The organism is Ruminiclostridium hungatei, assembly GCF_002051585.1.
Taxonomy (GTDB): Bacteria; Bacillota; Clostridia; order Acetivibrionales; family DSM-1351; genus Ruminiclostridium; species Ruminiclostridium hungatei.
This window is the reverse complement of the sequence record NZ_MZGX01000005.1, coordinates 171,765-197,695: the sequence shown is the minus strand read 5'-3', so window position 1 is coordinate 197,695 and position 25,931 is coordinate 171,765. Positions and strand designations below refer to the sequence as shown.

General features: G+C 44.9%; 25 protein-coding genes. 3 read left to right on the top strand and 22 right to left on the bottom strand.

Annotated features, from left to right (window positions below; all coding sequences use genetic code 11):
• Positions 1 to 17: 17 nt before the first annotated feature.
• From CLHUN_RS05515 to CLHUN_RS05490, 6 genes are all read right to left on the bottom strand, one after another.
• On the bottom strand, positions 18 to 1,376 hold the full coding sequence (locus tag CLHUN_RS05515) for an aspartate aminotransferase family protein (protein ID WP_080063576.1): 1,359 nt from the start codon (positions 1,374 to 1,376) through the stop codon (positions 18 to 20).
• A gap of 36 nt (positions 1,377 to 1,412) precedes the next feature.
• Positions 1,413 to 2,543 carry an iron-containing alcohol dehydrogenase gene (locus CLHUN_RS05510; protein ID WP_080063595.1) on the bottom strand — a complete coding sequence of 377 codons (1,131 nt, stop codon included), beginning with the start codon at positions 2,541 to 2,543 and terminating at the stop codon, positions 1,413 to 1,415.
• A gap of 124 nt (positions 2,544 to 2,667) precedes the next feature.
• On the bottom strand, positions 2,668 to 3,588 hold the full coding sequence (locus tag CLHUN_RS05505) for a substrate-binding periplasmic protein (RefSeq protein WP_080063575.1): 921 nt from the start codon (positions 3,586 to 3,588) through the stop codon (positions 2,668 to 2,670).
• Positions 3,589 to 3,710: 122 nt separating this feature from the next.
• Positions 3,711 to 4,406: an amino acid ABC transporter permease gene (locus CLHUN_RS05500; RefSeq protein WP_080063573.1), complete on the bottom strand. Its 696-nt coding sequence runs from the start codon at positions 4,404 to 4,406 to the stop codon at positions 3,711 to 3,713.
• Positions 4,407 to 4,420: 14 nt separating this feature from the next.
• Positions 4,421 to 5,143, bottom strand: a complete 723-nt coding sequence (locus tag CLHUN_RS05495) for an amino acid ABC transporter ATP-binding protein (protein ID WP_080063594.1) — start codon at positions 5,141 to 5,143, stop codon at positions 4,421 to 4,423.
• 163 nt (positions 5,144 to 5,306) lie between these two features.
• Positions 5,307 to 5,909, bottom strand: coding sequence for a cytidylate kinase-like family protein (locus CLHUN_RS05490; RefSeq protein WP_080063572.1), 603 nt, complete (start codon positions 5,907 to 5,909; stop codon positions 5,307 to 5,309).
• A gap of 212 nt (positions 5,910 to 6,121) precedes the next feature.
• On the opposite strand from CLHUN_RS05490, the gene CLHUN_RS05485 reads away from it, so the two are divergent.
• Both CLHUN_RS05485 and CLHUN_RS05480 read left to right on the top strand, forming a co-directional pair.
• Entirely contained in the window at positions 6,122 to 7,240 is a 1,119-nt protein-coding gene (locus tag CLHUN_RS05485; RefSeq protein ID WP_080063571.1) for a PucR family transcriptional regulator, read from the top strand.
• Between the two features lie 685 nt (positions 7,241 to 7,925).
• A complete protein-coding gene (locus CLHUN_RS05480) occupies positions 7,926 to 8,915 on the top strand; it encodes a sialate O-acetylesterase (RefSeq protein ID WP_080063569.1) in 990 nt (329 codons plus the stop codon).
• A gap of 194 nt (positions 8,916 to 9,109) precedes the next feature.
• Here the strand turns inward: CLHUN_RS05480 and CLHUN_RS22845 are convergent, their stop codons facing one another.
• The gene (locus CLHUN_RS22845; RefSeq protein WP_080063568.1) at positions 9,110 to 9,286 is read right to left on the bottom strand and encodes a helix-turn-helix domain-containing protein; all 177 of its coding nucleotides are present in this window, start codon (positions 9,284 to 9,286) and stop codon (positions 9,110 to 9,112) included.
• Between the two features lie 443 nt (positions 9,287 to 9,729).
• Positions 9,730 to 10,434: a 4Fe-4S double cluster binding domain-containing protein gene (locus tag CLHUN_RS05470; protein WP_165755671.1), complete on the bottom strand. Its 705-nt coding sequence runs from the start codon at positions 10,432 to 10,434 to the stop codon at positions 9,730 to 9,732.
• A gap of 280 nt (positions 10,435 to 10,714) precedes the next feature.
• On the opposite strand from CLHUN_RS05470, the gene dapA reads away from it, so the two are divergent.
• Entirely contained in the window at positions 10,715 to 11,605 is an 891-nt protein-coding gene (dapA, locus tag CLHUN_RS05465; RefSeq protein ID WP_080063565.1) for a 4-hydroxy-tetrahydrodipicolinate synthase, read from the top strand.
• Positions 11,606 to 11,695: 90 nt separating this feature from the next.
• Here dapA and CLHUN_RS05460 read toward each other — a convergent pair whose 3' ends face one another.
• The 14 genes from CLHUN_RS05460 to CLHUN_RS05395 all read right to left on the bottom strand — a co-directional run bounded on the left by CLHUN_RS05460 (position 11,696) and on the right by CLHUN_RS05395 (position 25,923).
• Positions 11,696 to 12,895: an electron transfer flavoprotein subunit alpha gene (locus CLHUN_RS05460; protein ID WP_080063564.1), complete on the bottom strand. Its 1,200-nt coding sequence runs from the start codon at positions 12,893 to 12,895 to the stop codon at positions 11,696 to 11,698.
• A gap of 25 nt (positions 12,896 to 12,920) precedes the next feature.
• Complete coding sequence (locus CLHUN_RS05455) at positions 12,921 to 13,700, bottom strand: electron transfer flavoprotein subunit beta/FixA family protein (protein ID WP_117387023.1); 780 nt, start codon at positions 13,698 to 13,700, stop codon at positions 12,921 to 12,923.
• An 83-nt stretch (positions 13,701 to 13,783) separates the two neighbouring features.
• The gene (locus tag CLHUN_RS05450) at positions 13,784 to 14,854 is read right to left on the bottom strand and encodes a bifunctional 3-deoxy-7-phosphoheptulonate synthase/chorismate mutase (protein WP_080063563.1); all 1,071 of its coding nucleotides are present in this window, start codon (positions 14,852 to 14,854) and stop codon (positions 13,784 to 13,786) included.
• 29 nt (positions 14,855 to 14,883) lie between these two features.
• Positions 14,884 to 16,605, bottom strand: coding sequence for a thiamine pyrophosphate-binding protein (locus CLHUN_RS05445; protein ID WP_080063561.1), 1,722 nt, complete (start codon positions 16,603 to 16,605; stop codon positions 14,884 to 14,886).
• Positions 16,602 to 17,765, bottom strand: a complete 1,164-nt coding sequence (locus CLHUN_RS05440) for an acyl-CoA dehydrogenase family protein (protein WP_080063560.1) — start codon at positions 17,763 to 17,765, stop codon at positions 16,602 to 16,604. The genes CLHUN_RS05445 and CLHUN_RS05440 overlap by 4 nt, the downstream gene beginning before the upstream one ends.
• Positions 17,766 to 17,827: 62 nt before the next feature.
• Positions 17,828 to 18,697 (bottom strand): hypothetical protein, encoded by an 870-nt coding sequence (locus CLHUN_RS05435; RefSeq protein ID WP_133051090.1) that lies wholly within the window; start codon positions 18,695 to 18,697, stop codon positions 17,828 to 17,830.
• Between the two features lie 24 nt (positions 18,698 to 18,721).
• On the bottom strand, positions 18,722 to 19,339 hold the full coding sequence (locus CLHUN_RS05430; protein WP_080063556.1) for a cupin domain-containing protein: 618 nt from the start codon (positions 19,337 to 19,339) through the stop codon (positions 18,722 to 18,724).
• Positions 19,336 to 19,995, bottom strand: a complete 660-nt coding sequence (locus CLHUN_RS05425; protein WP_080063554.1) for a type 2 periplasmic-binding domain-containing protein — start codon at positions 19,993 to 19,995, stop codon at positions 19,336 to 19,338. The genes CLHUN_RS05430 and CLHUN_RS05425 overlap by 4 nt, the downstream gene beginning before the upstream one ends.
• A 2-nt stretch (positions 19,996 to 19,997) precedes the next feature.
• Positions 19,998 to 21,395: a phenylacetate--CoA ligase family protein gene (locus CLHUN_RS05420; protein ID WP_080063553.1), complete on the bottom strand. Its 1,398-nt coding sequence runs from the start codon at positions 21,393 to 21,395 to the stop codon at positions 19,998 to 20,000.
• Between the two features lie 34 nt (positions 21,396 to 21,429).
• Positions 21,430 to 22,914 carry a hypothetical protein gene (locus CLHUN_RS05415; protein WP_080063552.1) on the bottom strand — a complete coding sequence of 495 codons (1,485 nt, stop codon included), beginning with the start codon at positions 22,912 to 22,914 and terminating at the stop codon, positions 21,430 to 21,432.
• Between the two features lie 26 nt (positions 22,915 to 22,940).
• Entirely contained in the window at positions 22,941 to 23,897 is a 957-nt protein-coding gene (locus tag CLHUN_RS05410) for a peptidase U32 family protein (protein WP_080063551.1), read from the bottom strand.
• 58 nt (positions 23,898 to 23,955) lie between these two features.
• Positions 23,956 to 24,249: a hypothetical protein gene (locus CLHUN_RS05405; protein WP_080063550.1), complete on the bottom strand. Its 294-nt coding sequence runs from the start codon at positions 24,247 to 24,249 to the stop codon at positions 23,956 to 23,958.
• Positions 24,250 to 24,303: 54 nt separating this feature from the next.
• Positions 24,304 to 25,104, bottom strand: a complete 801-nt coding sequence (locus CLHUN_RS05400) for an alpha/beta fold hydrolase (RefSeq protein ID WP_080063549.1) — start codon at positions 25,102 to 25,104, stop codon at positions 24,304 to 24,306.
• An 18-nt stretch (positions 25,105 to 25,122) separates the two neighbouring features.
• Positions 25,123 to 25,923, bottom strand: coding sequence for an alpha/beta fold hydrolase (locus tag CLHUN_RS05395; RefSeq protein ID WP_080063548.1), 801 nt, complete (start codon positions 25,921 to 25,923; stop codon positions 25,123 to 25,125).
• Between the last annotated feature and the right edge of the window lie 8 nt (positions 25,924 to 25,931).

Sequence of the window (25,931 nt, the reverse complement as noted above, 5' to 3'; positions counted from 1 at the left end):
TTATAATTCAAGAGAACTTATTTTCCAGCCACACATGCCTCAATAGCCGACTCCAGAATTTTCAGCCCGCAGTCAAGCTGTGGGTCCGTAACAACCAGGGGACACAGAAACCGTATGACATTTGAATATGCTCCCGCACTTTCGATAATCAGACCATTTTGTACCGCCAATTGAATAATGTCCGAAACAAGCTCCGGAGCAGGAGTCTTGCTTTCTTTATCGGTGACAAACTCTATTCCCATCATACATCCGATGCCGCGGACATCCCCTATCTCCGGGTACTTTTCCATCCAGAGCGCAAATGTGCTCCTGCACTTTTCTGCAATTTCCAGAGACCGCGCACAAAGCTGTTCTCTTTCGATTATTTCAATTACCTTTAAGGCCGATGCACAGGCCAGAGGATTTCCTCCGTAGGTTCCGCCTATTATTCCGCCCTTTACACCGTCAAATATGTCTTCCCCTGCTGTTACTGCGCTCAGCGGAATCCCTCCTGCGATTGATTTGGCGGCAGCAATAATATCGGGGGCACAGCCGGTCTCCTCCCAATAATTTGAAACAAACATTTTCCCTGAACGGGCAAAGCCTGTCTGGACTTCGTCTGCTACCAGCAATATCCCGTGTGCATCACATAGCTTTCTTACTGCCTTAACCCATTCCAAGGGTGCCGGAATGAAGCCCCCTTCTCCCTGGACCGGTTCCAGAACAATCGCCGCAACATGCTGTGCAGGAGACGCCTCTTCAAATATCTTCCCAAGCTTGTCGGCATAGTAGTCTATGGCCTCGGCTTCGGAATATCCTTTGGGGCCACGGTACAAATACGGGAATTCCGCCCGGTACACTCCGTCGGGAAACGGCCCCAGTCCGTAGGCATATGCTTTTTTCGCCGTCATTGCCGAGGCCAGCAGGGTTCTTCCGTGAAAAGCACCGGAAAAAACTATGATATTGGGCCTGCCGGTATATGACTTTGCAATTTTTACGGCATTTTCAATTGCCTCAGCTCCCGAATTCGCAAACATGGTCCTTCTTTTTTTATTCCTTACAGGAACAATCCTGTTCATCTTCTCTGCAAGCCTTATGTATCCTTCATGGGTCACAATATTCATCATGGCATGAAAAAACTTTTCCGACTGGTCTTTTACAGCAGCAATCAGTTCAGGATGGCTGTACCCTACATTTAAGACTCCTACCCCGCCGACCCAATCCAGGAATATATTGCCGTCCACATCCTCCAGCATGGCCCCCTCGCCCCTGCTTATCACACAGGGATAAGAGCACCGGATAGCTCCCGGCATGGCGTTGCTTCTTCTTTCTATTACAGCCCTGGCCTTGGGTCCCGGCAAAGGCGTATTTATTTTTGGTAAAGCATCCTTAAGCATAGTCTGTCCTCCTTAACAAGTGTGTTCCCATACAACTTATATAGCTTTCCTGTAAATACTTTTTACAGTCTCCAGGCTGAAAACCACAGGATGGTTGGCAATGCTGGCGGCAGACACCTTCATGCAGTTCCCGGCCAGCCAGTCCACCTCGTCTTCGTTAATTCCCAGCTCTCCCAAAGTGGTATTCAGTTGAAGTTCCTCAAGCAATCCACGTATTTTGAGAACAAAGTCATTTTCATCCCTGCCTCCCATAAGCTTTGACAATATGGAAAATTTATGAGGCGCTCCCGCTATTGACTCTTCAAAAACCACCGGAGCCAGGGCGGCAAGCCCTTCACCATGCACAATATCCTTCAGTCCGCTGACAGGGTGCTCCATGCCATGCAAGGCTGTGACTCCCGCTGTATTGATTGCCATGCCTCCAAGGGTGCTGGCAAGGCAAAGCTGGTCCCAGCAATCCAGGTCAGCCGGATTCCGGTAAAGTTTTCTCAGGCTTCCTGCAGCCAGCCGTACTCCTTCCAACGCCTGAATCTCCACCAAGGGTTGGGCTATCCGGGATATATATGCATCCATATTGTGGCATAGTGCATCAAAACCTACTGCCGCCAGTGTGGACCTGGGCATGGTAGTCATCAGCAGCGGGTCTATAATTGAGCAGACCGGTATTATGGCCTTGCAGCGCAGTGATTTTTTATCCATAGTATCCGGGTTGGTAACAACTGCAAAGCCGTTACCTTCGCTTCCGGTTCCGCAGGTGGTTGGTACGGCAATGACAGGTAGGGCCCTGTCGCTGTATTTCCTGCCAAATATATAATCACTGATGTCTCCGCCGTTTACCGCCTGGAAGGCAATGGCCTTGCCTGCATCAAGGCTGCTTCCGCCTCCCAGAGCTATTACGGCCTGACAATTCTCAGCCAGCGCCAGGCCGGCGCCCTCATAAACCGTTGTAGTAACGGGATTTGGTGTTACCTTATCAAAAATTACATATGAAACACCGCTCTCCTTCAGCAGTGCCCCGGTTTTCTCCAGCAGGCCCGAGCGCTTTGTGCTGCTGCCTCCGGTTACAATCAGAACTCTGCCTCCCAGTCCGGCTGCAATTTTTCCGATTTCATCAGATTTTCCACGGCCAAACACCAGGTTGACCGGCAGATTATACTGAAACTCCAGCATAAAATCCCCTCCAAACAGTTTGAGAATATTGCAGGGCTGTATTCATATCAGCTAACCCGTAAACAGGTCTTCAGCCCCGCCTTTTCACTCGACTCCCACACCCGGTTGCCGTATTTGCCTGCTATTTGATATTCCTGGTCGTACCCTCTTCAACTCCCACATAATAATCCCCGGTGAGTCCATATTTTTCCAGAATTTTCATGAGGGTGCCATCTTCTTTCATGGCATTTAATACCTTGTTGACTTCCGACAGAAAATCTTTGTCCTTAAAGCGTACAGCCGCTCCAATCTGCCCGCTTGCCTCTGCCTCATAGGGAGAGAGCAGCTTCAGCTTGAGAGAGCTGTCGGACGACAGGGTGTAGCCTGCCACGATTCCGTCAGTTACCACCGCATCCACCTTTCCCATATTTACTGCCGTCATAAGTGTTGCCTGGCTGTCATAAGCCTCAAGCTTGCCTATCTTGCCATCATCCAGCCACTTCTGGGCTGTTTCGTAGAAGGTGGTTCCCGGCTGAGCTCCAATGGTTTTGCCCTTCAAATCCTCCTTGGAAGCTATCTTTGAATCCGCCGGAATGACAACCGCTTCCCCTTCCTGATACCATTTGTCTGTGAATGCCGCGATTTGCAGTCTTTCCTCCTTGACATACATGGCATCGACCACCATATCTATGCTGTTGTTATTCAATTCAACCAGCAGGTTGGAAAAATCAATGACCTTCATCTGGATGTCCGGAATTCCAAGACGGTTACAAATCTCACGCAGGATTTCAATATCAATGCCCTCCAGTTTTCCTGTCTTAACATCCTTATATGAGAATGGAGCATCATTGGATGAACCTATAAGTATATATCCCTTGTCCTTAATTTTTTTCAGCACCTGGGATTCCGCCGAAGGACTGCCTGCTGATGCAGAAGCCGCGGAGGAGGTCTTTGAAGCATCCTCCGTACTGCTCTTTCCGGAACCGCAGCCTGTGACAAGCGTAAACAGCAGCAGTAAAGCAAGGCTTGCGGCAATTAATTTTTCCACTTTAATTTTTTTCATAGTGTTCCCCTTCTTTCTTTTAATTTAAATTGATTTTATTTAATTCAGTTTTATAATTGATTTGTGATTATCCACTAAGCTTTATTATTATGTCAACTTATTAATTCATATACGAGCAAATATCAACGTATCTGTTTGAGCCTTCGTTCAACAATCTTGCTGAGCTGTGACAACGGGATGCTGATTACCAGATATACAAGTGCAAGTATGGTATATGCCTCCACTGTCAGGAATGTCTGCGAGGCAAAGGTCTTTGTCCTCAAAAGCAGCTCCTGCACCGATATCATGGCCAGCAGCGAGGTATCCTTTATGAGCATGACAAGGTAATTTCCGAAAACCGGGATTGAATTTCGCAGCGCCGGTGGCAGTATAAAGTGAAAAAGCACCTGATTCTCACTAAAGCCAAGCGCCAGACCTGCTTCACGCTGCCCCGGATCAATGGCCAGTATGGCCGACCGGATAACCTCTGACATATAACAGCCGTAATTTATTGCAAAACCGATAATGCCGCAGGTCGCAGCGGGTATTTGAATGTTTGTGTCATATCCCAGCAAGCCCGCTGTTCCGTTTATCAGCATGGGCACGACATAATAAATATAGAAGAACTGAACCAGCAGCGGCGTACCTCTCACCAGCTCGATTACCAGCCCCAGCAGACGTCCCGGAAGCTTTCTTTTGGTCAGCCTCCCCATAGCCATCAGCAATGCCACCACCAGAGCACATGCAAAGCCGACCAGGGTAATATATATGACTATGCCCACACCTCTCAAAAGATCCGGTCCCAAAGTGTTAAAAGCTTTTAAGAAATGCATTTCCATAAAAATCCCCCCTGTCACAGAACACGGGCCAGAAAAGCCCTGGTCCTGTCATTCCTTGGCCTTGAAAAAATCTCTGAAGGCGTATTTTCTTCAATAACGTAGCCCCCATCCATAAAAATCACCCGGTCGGCCACATCCTTTGCAAAACCCATTTCATGTGTGACAACCACCATGGTCATACCCTCTTTGGCCAGTTGTTTCATAACCTCAAGCACATCACCCACCAGCTCGGGGTCAAGGGCGGAAGTAGGCTCATCAAAAAGCATAATATCCGGCTGCATGGCCAAGGCTCTTGCAATAGCCACACGCTGCTGCTGTCCGCCCGAAAGGGCCAGAGGATAGACCTCCGCCTTGCTTTCAAGACCAACCTTCCGCAGCAGCTCCATAGCCTTCTCCCTTGCCTCCCTGGGCTGCACCCTGTTCAGCTTGACGGTCGCGTACATCACGTTTTCCAGGGCGGTTTTCAGCGGAAAAAGGTTAAACCTTTGAAAAACCATTCCAACATGCTTCCTGTAGTCAGTAACCTTTTTACCCAGTTTTAATATGTTCTGCCCCATGTAGAGAATCTGGCCTCCGGTGGGCTGCTCCAGCAGATTGATACACCGCAGCAGAGTGCTTTTTCCGGAGCCCGACGGCCCTATGACCACTACCACTTCTCCCTTTTTTATGGAAATGTTCACATCTCTGAGCACTTCAAGATCTATAAAGCATTTTGAAAGATTTTTTATTTCAAGCATATCCATATATCCACCTTCCTCCAATACCCGGAAATCACCCTGCAATATTTTGTCAAACGGAATACCCGGCCTTCGTAAAACACAGCTCCAACCAAATAAAAAACAGCAACAGAGCCCTATAATAAAAGCTCCATTGCTGTTTACCCTTTACTGCACACATTCATTATTCAAGATTAAATTTCTTTTTAATTACATCTGCCAGTACGTCACAGGTGCCGTCAACTCCCAGCAGGCTTGAATCCAGCATCACATGCTTATAGTCCTTGTCTGACATGGAATATCCGCAGTAGTGCCTGTGATAGGATTCTCTGGCTTTGTCCACCGAGGCTATCATCCTTTTAGCCTCATCAGGGCGCATATCCAGCCTTTCAACACAATTGACCAGCCTGGCCTCATAGGGAGCATAAATAAATACATTTATAATATTCTTACAGTCCCTTAGAATATGGTCTGCACAGCGTCCCACTATTATGCAGGATTCTTTTTCGGCCAGGTTCACAATAATCTTACGCTGTGCGGCAAAGATGGAATCCTGAATTGCCGTCGTACCCATGCCCAGAGGATAGTTCATGTTGAAAAACGCTGATTTGGCACTTTCCTCGGCATCACTTATGGCTGATACAGGGAGATTAAGGTTTCTGGCTGTAAGCTCCACTATGTCCCTGTCGTAATATTCTATGCCCAGCTTTTCACTGACCTTTCGTGCTATTGGCCGCCCCAGGCTTCCGAATTGCCTCGCAATTGTCACAACGAATTTCTCACCCATAATGCACTCTTCTTTCTGTTGAATTATGTTGAATTAATTATACTGCACAACAGCATCTGTTAACAATGGACTCAAACTCCAAATTTTTTGAGTTTTGTTGTACTCAGAATACAAATGCTATATGATTTTGGTCTTGTAAAAGCTTTACAAAGGTTTTAAATCCTCGCTATTTATGTTATCCTTTTAATAGTGAACTTGGGAGGGATGCTGTTTTGCACACACAGGTGTCGGATCTATATGGGCATGCAGGTGAAAAATACAATTTAAGAATTTGCGGAGGGCAGTCAGGCTTTAACAACTCTGTTTCCTGGGTTTATCTTGCGGAGGATATTCAGAATATATCCTTTTTAAAGGGCGGAGAGCTTGTAATCACCACCGGGCTTTTTACACAGAGCAGCGTCAGGCTGCATGAGTTTATCAGTGCGCTGATTATGCGCAATTGCAGCGGTATACTGATAAATGTAGGCAAGTACCTCCACCCCCTTGACATAACTCCCGAAATCCGGGAGCTCTGCGACAGGAACAGCTTTCCTGTTTTCACCATGCCCTGGGAGGTGCATCTGGTGGATATAATGCAGGATTTCAGTATCTTGCTGCTCCAGAACAACCAAAGGGAAGAGCAGTTGGATGTTTCTTTTCTTAGTGCACTTTACCAGTCACCTGTGCAGGAAAACCTTCTCAGGACAATGAATCAGTTTGGATTTGCAACCAGCTCCGATTACAGGATAATAGTAATCAGAAACCTGCAGGACAGCACAAGAATCACTTCCCCTCTTAATGGCCTTGGCCTCAAATACCATTTGTTTGAGCATGACCACCTGCATATTTTGATTTTAAGCCTCACAAGTACCAGATTGCCTTTGAGCGGGATAATCGACCTCATATGTTTTTGTGACAGCATCAGGCTGGGGGTAAGCGATATAATACGTTCGCTTGCAGATATCAGCGCAAGCTACAAACGCGCGCGCTTTTCTCTGGCGGCAGCAGTGCTGTGGGACCGTCAGATTGTAAACTTTGATGATATGGGTTTGTTTCAGATTCTTTTCTCCTCTTCAGATCCGGCCCTGCTGCAGACCATCTATGAACGCCATCTGGGCGTGCTGGAGCAATATGATACCCTCCACGATTCGGATTACATGAAGACCCTCCGCATTTTCCTGCTATCAGACTGCAACATACTTGATACGGCATTCAGAATGCATACCCACCGTAATACAATCGTATATCGCATGAGAAAGATCAAGGATATCCTGAATACCGAGCTTGACAATTCCGAGGTTAAATTTAACCTGCTTATGGCTTTCTATTTGAAAGAATATTTTTCAATATAAAAGGCTTATTTCTTTCATTTTACTTTTTACTTTATCTCTGTGTAATTTAACCTGTAGTGCCAGTTAATACAGTCTTTAAGAGACAAGTTTGCTCACATGAGGACGACTTTAAAAAATGCGCAGTATGATTAAAAGCTTTTCGCTGAAATTGTTGGCTTACAGCCTGCTGCTTTGGCAGTTAAATTGACAGGGATGTCAATTTAAGCAGCCCTGGAGACCTGGATGGTCGAGCTGCTGCGACGGCTAAAAAAGCATGCTGCAAGATATACAATTTCGCCAAAAGCGTTATATCCAAGCATTTATTTGAAGCTCGTCCGGGAGTGAGCAGCATTTTCTTACTGTTACCACATTTTTAATCAGCACCGGTTAATTTATTCGCATTTAAAATGGTATTCACTTCTATTTTTTAAACTAATTGTATTTATATGGTAACGATGGTATAATAAGAGAATGAGTTTCGTTAATTCCAAAAAATCGTACTTTATTCATTTCAAACACCTAGATTCAGGACAGGCTTCTTATGTATTTTCAAGACTGAACTCAAAACCGTATATTACCTTTTAGCATTGGCATTCAAGCAATGCCGCAAAGGTATTATTACTTTATCATTTGTCAATTGGAAATTGGCTATAGATTTCAATTGAAGGTTCTCTCATTATTTTACCAAATTCTAGAGGAGGTTTGTATGAAAAAAAGGTTTTTATTATTAATGGCACTAACTCTGCTTCTGAGTATCTTCAGTTTTAGTGCCCAGGCAGCCCAGATCTACGGAGACGTTGATTCAAATGGGACTGTTGACTCATTGGACTTTGCAGCAATGAAAATGCATTTGCTGGGCACCAAATACATCACAAACACTGTAGCAGCCGATGTAGATGGTGACGGCAGCATCACGGCACTGGATTTTGCACTGCTCAAGAAATTCCTGCTTGGGCAGATAGACAAGTTCCCGGTTGATACTCCAACCAAACCTACATTCCACGTTTTCCTGCTGCTGGGACAGTCCAATATGGAGGGCTATCCCAAGGCACAGGCGTCAGACATGGTTGAAGATCCCCGGATACTTGTATTGGGCTATGACAACAATCCCGCACTCGGCCGTGTAACAGACCAGTGGGATGTAGCCTGCCCGCCGCTGCACTCAACCTATCAGGGCGCTATCGGACCTGGTGACTGGTTTGCCAAGACTATTATAAACAAAGTGCCCCAGGGCGATACTATAGGTCTTGTACCTTGTGCAATCAACGGTGAAAGAATCGAGACCTTCCTTAAGTCGGGAGGCAGCAAATACAATTGGATTGTAAACCGTGCGAAACTTGCACAGCAAAAGGGAGGAGTCATCGAAGGCATCCTCTTCCATCAGGGCGAATCAAATAACGGAGATGCCAGTTGGCCGGGAAAGGTAAATACCCTGGTTGAAGACCTGAAAAAGGATCTGAATCTCGGTGACATTCCATTTATTGCAGGTGAACTGCTTTATACAGGAAGTTGTGCAGGACACAATACTCTGGTAAACAAATTGCCGTCGGTAGTAAAAAAATGTTCTGTAGTATCTGCAAACGGTTTGGTGGTAGACCCTTCCGATACTCAATGGAAGCTGCATTTCGGCCATGATTCTCAGGTTACCCTGGGCAAGAGATATGCTGAAAAAATGATTCAGGCACTTGGCTGGTAATGGTTTCAGATGTTACAGACCACTTGAGCACTCAAATGCTGCTGAAAAACCCCGGTGTACTGTTGTGACACCGGGGTTTTAATCAGTCTTACGGCTTTAGTCCATTGTTAAAGAAAGCCCATGAATATAATACTATGCGATTTATTCGGGGTAATTGACTTCATATGTACGGGCATCAAAAAAAGCAAGGTTTATCACCTTGCTGAATACTCGAATAACTGTGTTACTTCAACCTTCAAAGCTCGGGCCAAATAGTAGATTACCGGAACTGTAGGATGTTTTTGTGCATTTTCAATTGCACATATCATGCTTTTGCTTACTCCTGAAATTTGTGCCAGTTGTTTCTGTGTTAAACCTTTATCTCTGCGTATTTTTTTTTAATTTATAGGTAATCACTGGAATACCTCCCATTTCTCATTTATTTATGTATTATTTGTAATATTTAGTATATTTTTACCATATATTGGGTTTACTATGGTGGATTCTAAAAAATTTTGTTAACTTAATATTTTATTATTATTAAATAAAGCGAAACCTTTCAGGTTTTTATGAAAAACATGGAGTCTTTTACGGTATTGCCAGTTAAAATCAGTTATGTGTAAAATAAGAAATAAAAAAATCCTCCAACTCCGACCAATCCTATACAAAAGCAATGAAACAATCAATGGGATGCATTGTCTGTCCGCTTGGCTTCCGTATAGATTCAGGTCTTTTGTTGGGAGATTTTGTATCTACTCTCCGGCATGATGATGGGCATAAGTTGAAGAATCAGGCTGAACAGGCAAAATTATTTTATAGGTACAAAGAGTACTTGTCAGGTCTTGTGCTGCAGTTTTTCCAAATGCCGCTGAGTCCATGGACATTTCAAAATACAAAGTCCGCAAAGGCTCTCATCCACACCTATCCTTCGGCTCCTCTCCCGGGCAGTCTTGCGGCATTTAAATGCATCGTACAATTCAGCTCTTTCCATTTCCACGTTCCATTCCCGGCCTGTGATGGCACCCCCCGGGCAGGAATCCCTGCAAACGGTACAACTGCCGCACCTGGAACCATTGATGGGAATGCCGGCTTCCAGCGGACAATTTGTAAGTACACTTGTCAAACGGATTGCCGAGCCTCTTTCCCGGGTTATCAGCATGGCATTTTTTCCAATCCAGCCTATTCCTGCTCTTGTAGCAACAGTTTTATGAGGCAGGCGGGTGCTCTTTGTTTCCGGATGAATCTCAACAACCTTCTGAGTTAATGCCAGAGCCTCAAACCCCTTGTTCTTAAGCAGTCCCTCCGCATATTCTCCGAGACTGTTCAGCAGGGTGTTAACTCTTAAATACTCGTCATAATATTCCGGTGTAGGGCCGTTTTCAATTCCTGAAATAATGCAGGGTGTTAATTCGACAGCAATTATTATTCCATACCCGTAGCCCCATCTGCTTTCTTCAGGGACACCTGACAAGTCGGCATATCCAACAACACAGGCCCCTCTGTCTGAAAGCCCGGACCTTAATTCCTCGCTCAATGTCATATTGAAATTCCTCTTTGTTCTTATTATTGCCATAGAACTCTTGTTACTATAATACTATAATATGTAAATTAAATATGTATTATTATTATACAGGACTTCCGCAGTTTGTGTAAATAATCATATGCAGTAACAGGGCCCGGTTTCAGTATGAAACCCCGGCTGTCCGGCTGCTTTTTGGCAAATCCTGAAGCCCCTGGGCACAATAAGTCAATTTACTTTCACGGTCCTATGTATTATAATGGTTTTACTGGTTTTATTTTACATTTGCGAGGTGACTTATATGAAAAATCCGGTGTTTACAGGTTCTGCCGCTGCTGTTGTGACTCCATTTACCTCCGGCGGTATTGATTTCGGCAAGTTGGAAGCTCTTTTGAACTTTCAGATTAACGGGGGGTCTGATGCTGTGGTAGTGTGCGGCACCACAGGAGAAGCTTCAACCCTTCCCGACAAGGAACATATTTCTGTTATAAAATTTGCAGCGGATAAGGTAAATAAACGAATTCCGGTTATAGCCGGTGCAGGAAGCAACGACACACGGCATGCGGCAGAACTGTCCAAGGCTGCTGAGGCAAGTGGTGCCGACGCCATTCTCTCTGTTACCCCCTACTACAATAAAACGACACAAAAGGGACTTTATGAACATTTCAGGCTGATAGCCGCCAGTGTCAAGATACCTGTAATCCTTTACAATATACCGGTAAGAACAAATCTGAACATGAATCCCGAAACTGTAAAAGCCTTATCTGAGATAGACAATATTGCCGGACTAAAGGAATGCAATCTTCTTCAGGTAGGAGACCTTGTAAATCTCTGCGGTGACGATTTTACCATATATTCCGGCGACGACAACATCATACTGCCTGTTCTTTCTCTTGGTGGCAGGGGTGTTATATCAACCATGGCAAATATCATACCAAAGGATACTCATGATATGGTTGAAAAATTCCTTTCAGGAGATACGGCAGGTGCAAGAAAGCTTCAGCTTGGGACGCTGAACCTGATAAAAGCCCTGTTTACCGAAGTGAATCCCATACCCATCAAGGCTGCCATGAACCTTCTGGGAATGAATGTGGGCAGTTGCCGTCTACCGCTTGTGGATATCAGCCTGAACAATCTGGAATTGCTGAAAAAAGAGCTTGATGCATACGGCCTGAAGCAGATTTCCCTGTAAGAAATCCGGGCTGATACATAGAGAAGGGTTAAAAAATAAAAATTTTGTGGGGGCTGTTAAATGATACAAGGAAGCCATAGTGACTTCCGGTTATTTTTTCAACAGCCTCTTTAATTCTGTTGTAAGCGTGGGTATGATACTGGTCAGATCCCCTACGATCCCAACATTGGCCGCTTTAAATATGGGAGCGTCCGGGTCCTTGTTGATTGCAACTATGAATTCCGAGGAAAGCATACCTGCCAGGTGCTGTATGGCTCCGGAAATCCCACAGGCAAAATATATCCTGGGCCTTACGGTCTTGCCGGTCTGTCCCACCTGATGGCTGTACTCCAGCCAGCCCATGTCCACCAGTGCTCTTGAGGCTCCTATTGACGCTCCCAGCACATTGGCAAATTCTCTTATCATGTTAAGGTTGTTGGGGTTCTGAAGCCCTCTTCCAACCGAAACTATTATTTCTGCTTCCTCTAAATTATAGTCCATCCCGCCGCTGACTATTCTTTCAATAATCCTTAGCCGGGAACTCTCCTTAATATCAACCCGGGGTATGATTATCTCTCCCGCCCTGGAATAGTCCGGGGGCAGCTTCTGCATTACCCTGGGCTTCACCGTGCACATCTGCGGCCGTGCCCCGGGACAAATGATGGTCGCCATCAAGTTACCTCCGAAGGTAGGCCGGGTCTGTCTGAGAAGCCTTCTCTCCATGTCAACCTCCAGCCCGGTGCAATCAGCAGTAAGCCCCGTACCCAACCTGGATGCCACCCTGGCAGCAAGTGAACTGCCGTGAATGGTGGAAGCAATAATAAATATTTCGGGCATGTAGGTATTTACAATTTGAGTTATGACATCCGTATACACATCGTCATTGAATTTTTCCAGCAAGGGATGGTCCACCAGGTATACCTTGTCGGCACCCCCGGCTATAAGTTCTCCTGCGGGGTCTGTCATACGGTTTCCAAGCACGGCGGCTGAAACCTGAACGCCCAGCTTGTCCGCGATTTTCCGGGCCTCTCCCAGTATCTCCTGAACCGCACCCGAAAATTTGCCGTCAGTGTATTCTCCAAATACCAGGACGCCGCTGTACCGTGCCACGTTTTCAGTCTGCCTGCGGCCTTCCTCCCCTGTGATAGTGATGGCGCCATATTTGCAGGCCGATATACAGCTTCCGCAGAAGGTGCACCCGTCATTTATGCCAAGCTCCTGATTGCTGAAAGCTATCATATTGTAGGCGCAGGCGGCTATGCACACTTTACACCTTATACATTTTTCATTTGATATAGATATTCTAGCCATATGGTCCTCAGAAAATAAAATATTTTTACAACAGGCGATTTAACCTCTCAATGAGCAATTGTGCCTGTTCCTCCTCACTGCCGGTGAACATTTCAATGTTGGTCTCCTTTAAGGGTATATGAGTGCTTACAACTTTTGTAGGTGAGCCGGTGAACCCGCAAAGCTTTATGTCAGCGTCGATATCCCTGGCTGTAAGTATGGGAATATCAGCTTTTCTTGCTTTCATCATTCTTGCCAGTGACGGCAGCCGCGGCTCATTTATTCCCTTGACAACCGTAATTAATCCGGGCAGAGACATTTCAACTATTTCATAGCCGTTTTCTGAAAGCCGGCTGCATCTTATGTAATCCGATTCCGTCTCAATTATCCTGTTTACACATGTAATATGCGGTATCCCAAGCTTTTCAGCCAGGCTGGGCCCCACCTGTCCCGTATCTCCATCGGCGGAATTCCTGCCGCATATTATCAGGTCGTAGTCTCCCAGCTTTTTTATTCCCATTGACAGTGCATAGGCCGTGGCAAGAGTATCGGCACCTGCAAAGGCTATATCGCTCAACAGAACCGCTTCATCAATTCCCAGTCCTATTGCATTTCTAAGCAGTTCGGAAACCTCCGGTATGCCCATACTCATTGCAGTGGAGCTCCCGCCGGAAACCCGGCTGAGCTGTATGGCCTCTTCAAGGGCGTACATATCTACAGGATTTATTGCCATATTGCTTTTTTCACGGATAAGAGAATTATTTTCACTGTCTATTTTAACTTCATTTGTTTCAGGAACCTGCTTAATGCAGACAATCGTTCTCAATAATACTCAACTTCCTTTCCGCATACCCGGGCATCACAGGGCAAAATGCCCAAGTCAATTACCACCGGCTGAAAACCGATTAATTATTTCAGGACATTGACATTTCTATTGATGGAACTCAGCAGATCGTCAAATTCCTCCAGATTCAACTGCTGTTTACTGTCTGAAAGGGCAAGCTCCGGATACGGGTGCACTTCAACCATTATTCCATCAGCCTCTGCAGCCAGTACGGCACATGCAATACTTTTTATTATATCCTTTCTTCCCAGGGAGTGGCTCAGATCAACGATAATCGGCAAGCCGGTCTCCTTTTTTATGATTGGGACAGCAGATATATCAAGGGTATTTCTGGTCTTCGTTTCAAAGGTCCTGATTCCGCGCTCACACAATATGACATTCCTGTTTCCGTTTACAACCACATACTCGGCAGCACACATCAGCTCCTGTATTGTCGCACTGATTCCTCTTTTAAGCAGTACAGGCCGTGTGCTCCTGCCCGCCTCCTTCAGCAGCTCGAAATTCTGCATGTTTCTTGCGCCTATCTGCAGAACATCCACATACTTGGATACCAGTTCCACATCCCTTGTGTCCACCACTTCTGTTATTGTGTAAAGCTGATATTCCTTGGCCACATCGTGAAGTATTTTTAAACCGTCTTCCCTCATTCCCTGGAAGTCATAGGGGGAGGTCCTTGGCTTATAGGCACCTGCCCGTATGAATCTGATATTTTTGTCTCTCAGGAAGCGGGCGATTTTTTCCAGATACTCTATGTTTTCCACGGCGCAAGGCCCCGCTACTATTATCGGGGAGTCATCCGGCAAATCAAAGATCTCTCTGATGGTCTTGAACTTCTCCTGTGATTTTGAGCTTACAAGCAGCTTTTTTTCTCGGGTAATCCCCATATATTTAAGTGACGAGGAAAATATGGAATTGAATATGTCCTTTACAAGCTCATTATATAACGGCCCCCGGTTGTGATTGAATATATTCTCCAGCATCTTTGCCTCCCTCTCGGTATCAAAGTATTCCATTGAATATTCATCTTTCAGTTTTCCTATTTGCTGAAGAAGCAAGGTCCTTTTATTAATTAAATCCAATATTGATAAGTTGATATCGTCTATCTCCTGCCTCAGTGCCTTCAAGTTTTTTCCCATGAATATCCGTCCCCCTTCCTGTAGCAAACTTATCCCTTATCAGCCTTCCCGCTGTTATCCGTTTCTATCAGGGACAACAGCCTCGTGCCGGGACTCATAATGCTTTCCTCGATAATTACATTTATACACGCCAGTTTTTCAGCTTCCAAAGCTCTCCTCATGGCAGGAAGAATTTCTTCCCTGCTGGTTACAAGTTCTCCCTGGCCTCCAAGTGCCTCAACAATCCTGTCATATCTCGTTATTCCAAGGTCTACGGCATAATTCCTTTTCTTGAAAAGTCTGTTTTGTGTATCCTTGGGCAGACCCCATGCTCCGTCATTGTGAACCACTATTATTATTTTTATGCCCAGCCTTATTGCAGTATCCAGTTCTGCCAGGTTGAAGCCCAGTGAACCGTCGCCGGTATACAGCAATACAGTCTTGTCCGGCTGGGCAGCCTTCGCTCCAAGTGCCAGCGGCAAGCCTGTGCCCATGGGGCCCAATATCCCGCTGGGACCTATTAGCTGATGCCCCGCTCCGGTGCATTTTAACAGCAAAAGCCCCCAGAACAGTGCATTTGATCCGTCAACGACACTGATAAAGTCAGGAGGTAATTCGCTCTGTATTAAGTTTATAAGTTCCACAGGATTTACCTTAGCACCCGAATACCCCAGGTAGGTTTTATTAAACTCCTGCCAATATTCCGCTTCCCTGGCTCTCAATTCCTCTTTCCACTGATCAAACGAAGGCAGGCTGAAGTTGGGCACTTCCTCCAACAACAGCTTTAAAGTCTCCTCCAGGTCTCCGACTATCCCCACATCTATCTTTCTTCCGCTTCTGCCCAGTTCTTCAGGGTCAATATCTATCTGGACAAAATTCTGTCTTGCGTCAAATATGGGAGGCTTTCCATAGCCGATTGTAAAGTTCAGCTTGAGGCCCATAATTATCACCGTATCGGCATTCTTGAAGCCATATAGCTGTGGTCCGCCCTCCAAGGGCCTTCCAAGTCCGAAGGCAAGCTCGTGTCCGTCAGGTACGCTTCCCCTTCCGGCATTTATGGTATAAACCGGAATTCCCGACTTTTCAACAAAAGCCCTCAATTCCTCTTCGGCATGGGAATACAGCATTCCGCTGCCTGCAATTATTATTGGTTTTTTTGAAGAACTCAGCAGGTCCAGCATTCTTTTGACATCAGCAACCTCCGGGTGGATTACCTTCCTTTTGGTAATTTCATCGCCGGGCCAATCAATGTTTTCCAGAAGCACTTTCTCACTGAGAATATTTACAGGCATGGCCAGTACCACAACTCCCGGCTTACCATTGACCGCCCTTTGGACAGCTTTGTATATATATTCCGGAATCCTCTGTGCAGTTGGAACCTCAACCGACCATTTTACATAATCCTTTACCATATTCCAGTGGTCTATTTCCTGCATTGCACCAATATCTCTTTTAAAGGGCTCGGCCGCTCCCGTAATTACCACCAGGGGACTGTTTGCGGTCTGTGCCTTTAAAACCGCAGATATTGCGTTGGTAAAGCCGGGACCTCCGATAGTCACCGCTACCGCCACAGCTCCGGTGACCTGTGCGGCTCCGTCAGCCATATGTACTGCAGCCTGTTCATGCCGCACGTCAAATATCTCTATGCCCTCTTCATCAAAGCCATCAAAAAGATATGTGGCCTGATAGCCAATCAGCCCGAATATTCTGTTTATACCCAGCTTCTTCAAGGCGATTGCTGCAAGCCTTCCGCCATTAACCTCAAACATCATATATCACCATTTTCCAAATATCTTTTTATAAACATATCTGCTATTGAAGACTTGGCTCTTTCACTGGTCAATCCGAAGATAGTGGTGGCCCTCACATCCCTGTAAAGCCTTTCTATGTCATAATCGGAAATAAACCCGCAGCCTCCGTGTATTTGCAGGGCCTTGTCGCAGATGTCCTTTGCATATTCGCAAACCGTCAGTTTTGTATTTAAGGATTTCATTCTTGTTTCCGGATTATCCTCTTTGATTGATTCCGCAGCACTGTATACCAGCAGCTTCATAATATTGATGTGGGATACCATTTCGGAAATATAGTTTTTAACCGAGGGTATCTCGTACAGCGGCTTTCCGTCACGGTAAGGCACATTTGCAAACTTCATGGCCTCTTCCAGAGCCGCTTCCGCTATTCCCAGCGCCATGGCCGACACGGATATCCTCATTTTGTTCATAAGTGTCATCAACACCTTGAAGCCTTCATTCACATTGCCCAGAACCCTGTCCTTTTCAACAATGCAATTTTCGAAGCTGACCTCGCACATTTCTATAGAGCGCTGTCCCATTGTATCCTCTGTCTTTCCCACTGTTATTCCTGCTTTGTCCATATCCACAATAAAGAAGGTAAGTCCATAGAACAGATTTTCCGTCTTTGCCGTCCGTCCCACCACAAGCATGCTGTCGGAGTAGCGGGCATTTGTAACCATAATCTTGCTGCCGTTTAAGACATACCCACCGTCTTTTTCCCGGGCAGTGAGGTTTACATTTGATGGATCGCTTCCTCCTGCCTCAGTGTATGCGAAACCGCCTACGCTTTTTCCCGTGGTGAATTCCGGCAGATATTTTTCTTTCTGTTCCTCCGTCCCAAATGTGAGTATGGGCTCGCAAAAACCGTAATTGTTAACTTCCAGAATATGTCCCAGAGACGAGTCCACCCTACTTATGCCATTTACCAGAAGGACAGACGACACAGGGTCAAGGCCGGCTCCGCCATACTGCTCGGGTATGTTTGCGCCCTTATAGCCGTGTTCGGCCAGAATACCTGTTATTTCCCCGGGATATTGTGCCTGCTTGTCCCTGATTTTCACCTGGGGCCTTACATATTTTTCTGCAAATTCCTTTACCATTTTTCTTACAGCTATCTGATCTTCTGAAAAATTGTACATATAACCTCCTATATCTTTTCTGTAATCCACTGCACCAGCGATAAACCTTTTCTATTTAGCACCTAAAAAAGGCAGGTCTCATGGCTTATTTGCGAATCAACCTTGGGTGCGGCATTTTTTGCCACCTCCATGTAGGTATCTATATTCTGTATTATTTCGGCAATACATTTATTTACCTTTTGCTTCTGCTTGTCCGAGAGCCAATTGCTCTCCGGACTTATATCCCATTCCAGGAGGTCATAATCGTATACATTTCTGCCGTAGGTTATCCTTACCTTATCCTGCAATATGTTGTACAGCACCTTCCTTTCGGGATTTACCTCCCAATAGAAAGGCGCGATTATCCCCCAGGGCACTGTGGAATTGTTGTAGGTCTGCTCCATTCTGTTAATTCTGAACCGCTCTTCCACATCCTTGAATATCATTTCAGAATAGAAGTTGATGCCGCCGTCATATTTCTTGACCACATAATACCCCTCGTAAATATCAAGGGTTTCAATCGTACCATCTTCACTTTTTACAGCCTTTCCTTTTTCAATCTTCAGCAAAGCCTTATGCAGTGTGTCTATGTGAAAAAAGTAAGCTCCCATGTCAACAATTAATATGGAGATAAACCTGTCTTTTTTTATTCCCAGGTCAAAGTCGTATATATCTCCGTGGGTAATCCTTCCCTCTATGCCGAAATATAAAAGGATTTCCTTCAATAAAAAAATCATTTCCTGGCAGTGAAGCCCGAAGCCTTTTTCCAGCACCTCCAAGGTTTCCTCCGGGGCGTAGAAAATACGCTTGTTGAAGAAATTCTTGGTTCCGTCAAAGAAGACTTTTCCCCGGTACAGGTCAAAAATATACTTTATCTTGTCATCCACACTTTCAAAGCCATTGACTTCCTGCTGGGATATACCGAAGAATTCAATTATTTTATCAGTAACCATTGCTGTTATCATCTCACTTTGCTATTATTTGAACCTTATGCATACAAACCTGGTGTCGGGAACTTTGCCGGCAAGTATATAATTTTTATTTCTGTGTGGCTCATATATGCGCATTTCCTCCAGCTCCAGCACAGAATCCTCCATTGCACACACTCCCGGCGTCGAAGCAATGATATAGTCATAATCTCCGCCGCTGAATTCCATGGAACACAGATCCTCATAGGTATATGTGTCATATACGAACACATTGTTCTCATAGGTTTGCCTGTATATGCCGGGGGCTACTGCACAAGATACCAGTTCTTCTGTTTTTATGCCCTCCTGGCCGGACGCAGGATTGCCCTGACAAAAATATTTTATGTCCAGAGTTGTTATGGTAAACTTGTGAGGGCTGTATGCGGAGTGAGGTACGCAGCCTCCTATATCATAAATGATGTCTTTGTTTACCCGGATTCCTTCATTGTTGATGTAGAAGGTAAAATCATTTTCAAAGCTTGTCCCGAACTGGCATGCCTCATGGTCATGGTTGTTGAGTTTTGCCAGGGGCGGCAGCAGGGAAATGATTATTTCGTGCTTGTCATGCAATATGTACATTTGAACAATGGAGTCAATTTCTCTCTTCGCTAACTCTAATAATTTCATAAGTTATTTCCTTTTGCCAAATTTTTAAATACAACCCACGACATTTCCACCCTATACATTTCTGTTACATTTGACAGGTCGTATTTGCCTGCACACAGCTCGTTGGTCACCGCCATATCACACAAGCCTGCGGCCACGTGCTTTGCTGCGCTGTCTGTAGACGGAACCTGGATAATTTGCATTTTCTCCGTATCCAGGCCCGGAAGCAGTATGTCTATCAGCTTATACACTGCCGGACAGGCTGCTATTTTCAGACTGTCATTTTGTACTGCCTCAGAAGCTGACCCGTACTTTCCGGGAAGGGAGTACACCGAATACATGGGAGTGTCATAAATAAAATACAACACCGGTATCAGGGCATTGTCCCAGTAAAAATCCGTAACACGCTCATAGGCATTGGGAACCAGAGCATACTCCACTTCCCTGTTCAGCAGGTTCTGTTGAACTACCTGAAAGGTGTCATAATATACAATATCAATTGACGTATTATTGGCATCCAGAACCGACCGCATGTACTCGGCGGCCATGCTGCTTGTAGTGCCTTTTGCCCCCAGGGTTCCCAGCCTTATGGAGGTATTCCTGGTGCTTGAAAGAAATTCTTCCGTTTTGCTTCTGAATGCTCCTGTCAAGGACTCCATATAATCAAGCTTATTCATACTTATATCATCCTTTTTTTACCCATCTCAATAGCCAGTAGTTTCTCTGCGTCCATAACAATCCGTTTATCCTGAACTCTGGCTGCCTTCCATCCAATGTTGGCCCCCAGGGTAGTTTCACTGCCCAATTGGCTGACAGCTATTTCACTGTCCACCCCCACATATTCCTTTATGTTCCTGAGTATCTTATTTTCGGCCTCCCTGCTTAGAATCCCTGAATCCTCCAGATCAAGTTCTATTCTGAGAAAATCCCTGTCCTCCACCGTGTCAATGGTAAGGCTGTAGCCGAAGCAGCTTTCCAGTTCTTTAACTATGAGCTCCTCGATTTCGAAAGCAGTTACTTCCTTATTATTAAGAGTCAATATGTCCTTCACCCTTCCGAGAGGTTCCACCACATATGAAGGGAAGGTGCAGTCATCATTTTTTTCAACTCTTACATAATCACCTGTTTTAAATCTGATGAGAGGTTTGGCCCCCTTTTCCAGCATGGTTATGACAAGTTCCCCCATACCGGTTTCGCCTATGTATTCTCCTGTCTTGCAGTCCACCACCTCATATATGTAATCCAGGGGCAGCAGGTGCAGATGGTCATTCTTGCAGGCCGTGGATATGGAAAATAGTTCTTGAGAGCCATAGGGATGGTTTATTGCTTTAGCTCCCCATATCCTGCTGATATTCCTGGCCATTTCATTTGAACACAGCTCGCCGGTGAGAAATATCCTTTCCAGCGAAAAATCCTTCTTGATGTCGAAACCATAAGTCTTGCAGGCTTTTGCAAGCATCATGCACACAGTGGGAGTACCGCAGAAAATGGTCATCCTCAAATCCCTCATTACTTCAAGGGCCTTATTGAAATTCAGCCTGTGGGCAAAGGGATTTATTTTAGCTACACAATGGCCAAGATTGTTGAATACATCTGAAAAGGTGTCAACTACTCCATAGAGTTCGGTGGGCCCTGAGATACCCACCACATGTTTTTTTTCAGTTCCCAGGATATATCTCCAGCCGTAGGTCCAGTTGAGATTTACAAAAATCTTGTCTATGGGGCTTCTTGGACAGGGTACTGCCTTACCGGTGGTGCCGGAGGTTTCACAGTACACAAATGCATCCTTATAATCTATACAGAGCATGTTTTCCAATTGCTCCTGCAGGTGCTTTTTTTCCGTGAAGGGCAGCTTCTGCAGATCGGATAGCCGGACCTCCACGTTTTTGTAATCAGCCAGGGTCTGGGAATAGTATTTTGAATTCCCTATCACATACTGCAGTACCTCGTTGAGCTTTTCTTGCTGTATCTGGCGTATCTCTTCATAACTGAGCCACACCTTGAAAAAATCACTTACTTCCCGGTTTTTTTTCTCAAAATATTCGCCGTATTTTTCCTTGTTCATTGTCAGCCACATATCCCTGTCACCTCTCAAACTTTATATTTTATATTTAACTGTTTTTTGTCAAAGGCAGGTAATTCTGCAAAATGGAATTGAGTTCCTCGTCGGTATAGTGCCTTATATCTATTGTAATGGCATCTACCTTGTTTACATCCTTTTCTGTCGCTTCATAATTTGTTTTTGAATATATGACATTTCCATAGGAATGCATGACACTTATCCTGTCATAGGTCACGTCCTTGATTTTTTCCAGTTGCTTTTCCTGGAATATCCACCTGTGGGAATAGCGGAGCTTGGTTATCTTGTCACATACTCCGAAGCAGTCCTTTCCAACTTCCTTCCCATAGTATCTTGCACCGTGGCATGCCCTTCCATAGGTAAACGGAATCATGTCCACCATGGCATTTACATTAAAGCCATGTTCCCAGAAACCATAGAAGGAGGATACCGCAAAGGGCATCATACAGGTCTCTACCTCACCTATTCCGAATTCCTCTATTACGCTTAAATTACCCGGAGTGTCAAAGACCGTTATTTCTTCTGAATTTTTCAGGAAATCGCCCTCGGCCTCCAGCAGATAATCAAACCAGGGACATTCTTCATATATATAGGAAAGCACATGTCCCAGGGCAACATTCTTCATATTGTAGCCGGAGTTTTTCAGATGATTCAGTATTCCATAGTCATTTATAACCAATTTAAGGTCGGGATACTTTTTAATCACCGTGTTTACATATTCCAAAACCATATCCCAATGCTTCTGAAATACCACGGGAGTTACAAGCTTCAGCTCCTTTCCCGCTTTCTTCACCGTATTACAGACAGTATCCAAATCCTCCAGGGCAGGCAGGCAATACGGGCAGGAATCGCTTCCGAGACTGATTACCGAACAATTGGTGTCCAGCACCTTATCCAGAAAACTGATATTTGGAATCCTTACTTCAATCTTTGTATCCTTATTTGCATGTTCATACCATACTTTTGCTTCCGCTATGATTTGAGAATGCATATCTCCTGAAGGCCCGGCTTCAATAATACCCTTGAGAACCACTGCCGCTTCCCGCTTCTGTCCGGTCTTAAACAAAGCCTTTGCCAGCTCCAGGGCGTATACGGGTTCCTCGCTGCTCTCCACCACCATTTTCAGCAATTCCGCACCTTTATTCCTGTCTATTTCTCCATGGGCAATCTTATGTATATCACGATGCCACAAGCCATGAACGAACAACACATTGTTAGTCATTCCAAACTTGCCTGTCATGTATTTTATGTGCCCGATTGCCTTTTCAGCAGGAACTTTACCGTCAAGGCCCCCCATATCGTCGGCATTTTTTATCAGTGCAAGCACATACAAAGTGGAAAGGTATTCGCTTTCTTTTATGGTTTCCAGCAAGCCTTCCAGCTTTTCCACCTGCTTATCCAATTTATTGAGGGAGCTGCACATACCGTTCAATTCCAGAAGAAATTCATATATGCCCATTTGCTTTTCACTTAAAAAGATTTCAGATAATTCCTTATCAGATATAACTGGTAACATTTCAACACCACATCCTTTATCTATTTTTATATGTACGACCTGGTTATCAGGGTCTCATTAAATCTGCACCTGTCTCTGTCACAGAAGGTAGGCTTCCAGTAGCCCTCCCACATTGCCTTGTTCTTTTCTCTGAAGCTTTCCCTGGCATCCTCCACCGACCTGTTTTCGTTAACTGCATCTATTACCGTCCTGTAAAATTCAACTATCTTTGACAGGCCCATGGGGTTGTTGCTCTCACGGCCGGTAATCTTTACGGCGGTAACTCCCATTTCCATAAGCCTGTCTATGTGGCACACGCTGCAATCGGCAGCGGCATCCAGATACGCACAGGCGCCATTGTAGCTGTCGTCATAGCCGGTAACCTCAAAGCCTCCTCTGCACCCCGATGACAGGTCTATTTCCAGAGGATCATGGTTCATGGTGCATCTTCCGCATATATTACCTCCGCCGATATGGCAGAATATTTCGATTTCTATATCCTTCTGCTTGCAAAACTCTTCTATTTCAGGCAGCATGATATTTTGCGGCAGAACGACTCTTTTGACGTTGTATTTTCTGTATAAGTCCAGATGTCCCACATTGGGGGTTACGGTATTAACGCCTACAATGATGGGCAAGTCGCTGTAGGCCTCTCTCACAAGCTTCACCAGACCTATGTTTGAAACGATTACCCCATCAATTCCTGCTTCTATGCAGGTATCAATATATTTAAAGTATCCGTCCCGGAGTGTAGGTATCAGAATGTTTGCGTTTGCAGTCAGATACACCTTCACCCCACGCTCATGTGCATAGTCGATTATGGCCTTGAATTCCTCAACTGTCTGCACCTGGGTCTTAACTTCCCCGGTTGCTATACGCCACCTGGCATTATAGGTAAGCAAATTAAACTCCTTTGTATCATAGCCCAGATACAATTCATCAGCTCCGGCCGCAATTTGCAGCTTAGCGGTTTCCAGAGATACACACGGTATCATTATTTTCATATAAAAACCTCCCACTTGTTATTTCAACTTTTATAGTTTTTGTAGCAACCTTTTAAAATTAAATTTCATAGGGCTTGATCAAATTGAACAGCGATTGTTTTCCAACACCGAACAACAGCTTAAAAAGATTTCCCGAGATATCCGCCTTCCCTTTCCTGGCATCCAGGTACAAAGCCCGGATTCTGTCCTGTACCTCCTCTTCCAGCATGTACATGTCAATGTATGGCAGGGAATTTATAAAATTGCTGTTTCCCATCCTGCCGTTCAAGTAATTTATGCAATCTTCCGCATCATTTTCCGGCATGCCTATTTCCACAAGAAGATTTTTAACTTTCATATCATAAGCTTCCATATAAGTCCCCCCCTCTTTTTCTCACAAAATTGCTTACATATAATAAGGAAAGAATTAATCTTCATATTGCTGTGCAATATCATCTATCAGCTTGACCAGCTCGCTGGATTTCTCAAAAATGGGATCATGGCCGCAGCGGCTGATAACATGAAAGGACTGGGCCTTTATTATTGCTGAATACTCTTCAACAAAATTGCAGGGGATTATCATATCATTTTCACATGCTATAACGTGTACGGGACATGAGTACTTTTCCGCCTTGGAGCCTTCATTCTGATAGTAGACCGCAGGAGCATTCAGTATGGCCTTCAAGCCCTCGGGCTTATTGTCATAATTCCTGTGAAAGCCATTAACCAGAACATTGGTCACGCTGGGATTCTTTGATACATATTCCGGTGAAAAAATCCTCAAGCAAAGCATTTTGGCGAAGACCTCCATTCCGCTCCCCTCAAGTACCGCATTCCAATTCTTTATAAGCTCGATATAATAGTCCTTCAGCAAAACCGGGTTGATGCCGCCGATAATCAAGGCTTTAAACTTAACCTCCAGATCCAGGCACATGATTCTTATGATATTGGCTCCGTAAGAATAACCATACGCAAGCATGTCCCCGGTATCCTCACCCAATTCCTCCAGAAACTCCTTCAAAAATCGGGCGTAATGGGTAAGGCTGTTGAAATCGCTTCTTTCAGGTGAACTTCCCTGGTTTGGAAATTCAAAATATATAAGCCTGTAATACCTGGATAAATCCACGGTAATCTTTTCCCAGGTCTCAATGCGCTGGAAATGCATATTAACCAATACCAGGGTCTGTCCTTCACCGGTTATCTTGTATCTGACACTACTTAAATCCATACTCTTTCCACCTTATAATCAATTATCGTATTTTTGCAGGATGCCATGTAAAATGCTCATAAATTCAAAGTTGTTTTCTACGGTGAAGGCATGCCCCGCATCTATTTCATAGAAACCGGCATTGATGATTTCCGCGTAATGTTTTGCCAGGGAGTGGTCCACGTAATGATCCTGCGTCCCTGCAATTACATATGTATCACAGGGATACCTTTCCTCCAGGCCGTGCATATTGGGATAAAAGCTTTCCGAGGCCTTTATGAGTGCAATAAGGGCTTCCGGCCTGTGCTCATAATTTTCTCTGAGCTTTCTGGCGGATACTTCAATTATTCCATCCCTTTCACCGATGAAAGTATCCGAGAAAACAGAGGAATAGTATTCCCTGGCGAACTTTTCAATCCTTCTGCTTTCTATGAGGGAATATATCTCCCTGTATTCGGAATAAACACTGGCTGCCTTCCTGTATATGGGATTTACTCCGCCTATTATTATGGCCTTGAATTTTACCTTCATCTTTAACGACAGCATCCTGATAATGTTGGCACCAAAGGATAATCCGAAAACTATCAGTTGATCTGCCGGAATACCTATATAATCAATAAACTCCAAAAAGTATTTACAATAGTCCATCATGGATACATAGCTGCCGTATGTAGGAGATGAGCCCTGGTTTGGAAACTCCAGCGCTATCACCTTATACCATCTTTTCAAGTCCTCTATGATATCCTCCCAGGTGCTTATGGGCATAAACTGGCCATTCAGCAGAAATACCGGCTGGCCTTCACCCTCAATTATGTAGTTTGGCTTCTCCAGTACGACCATATCTTTAT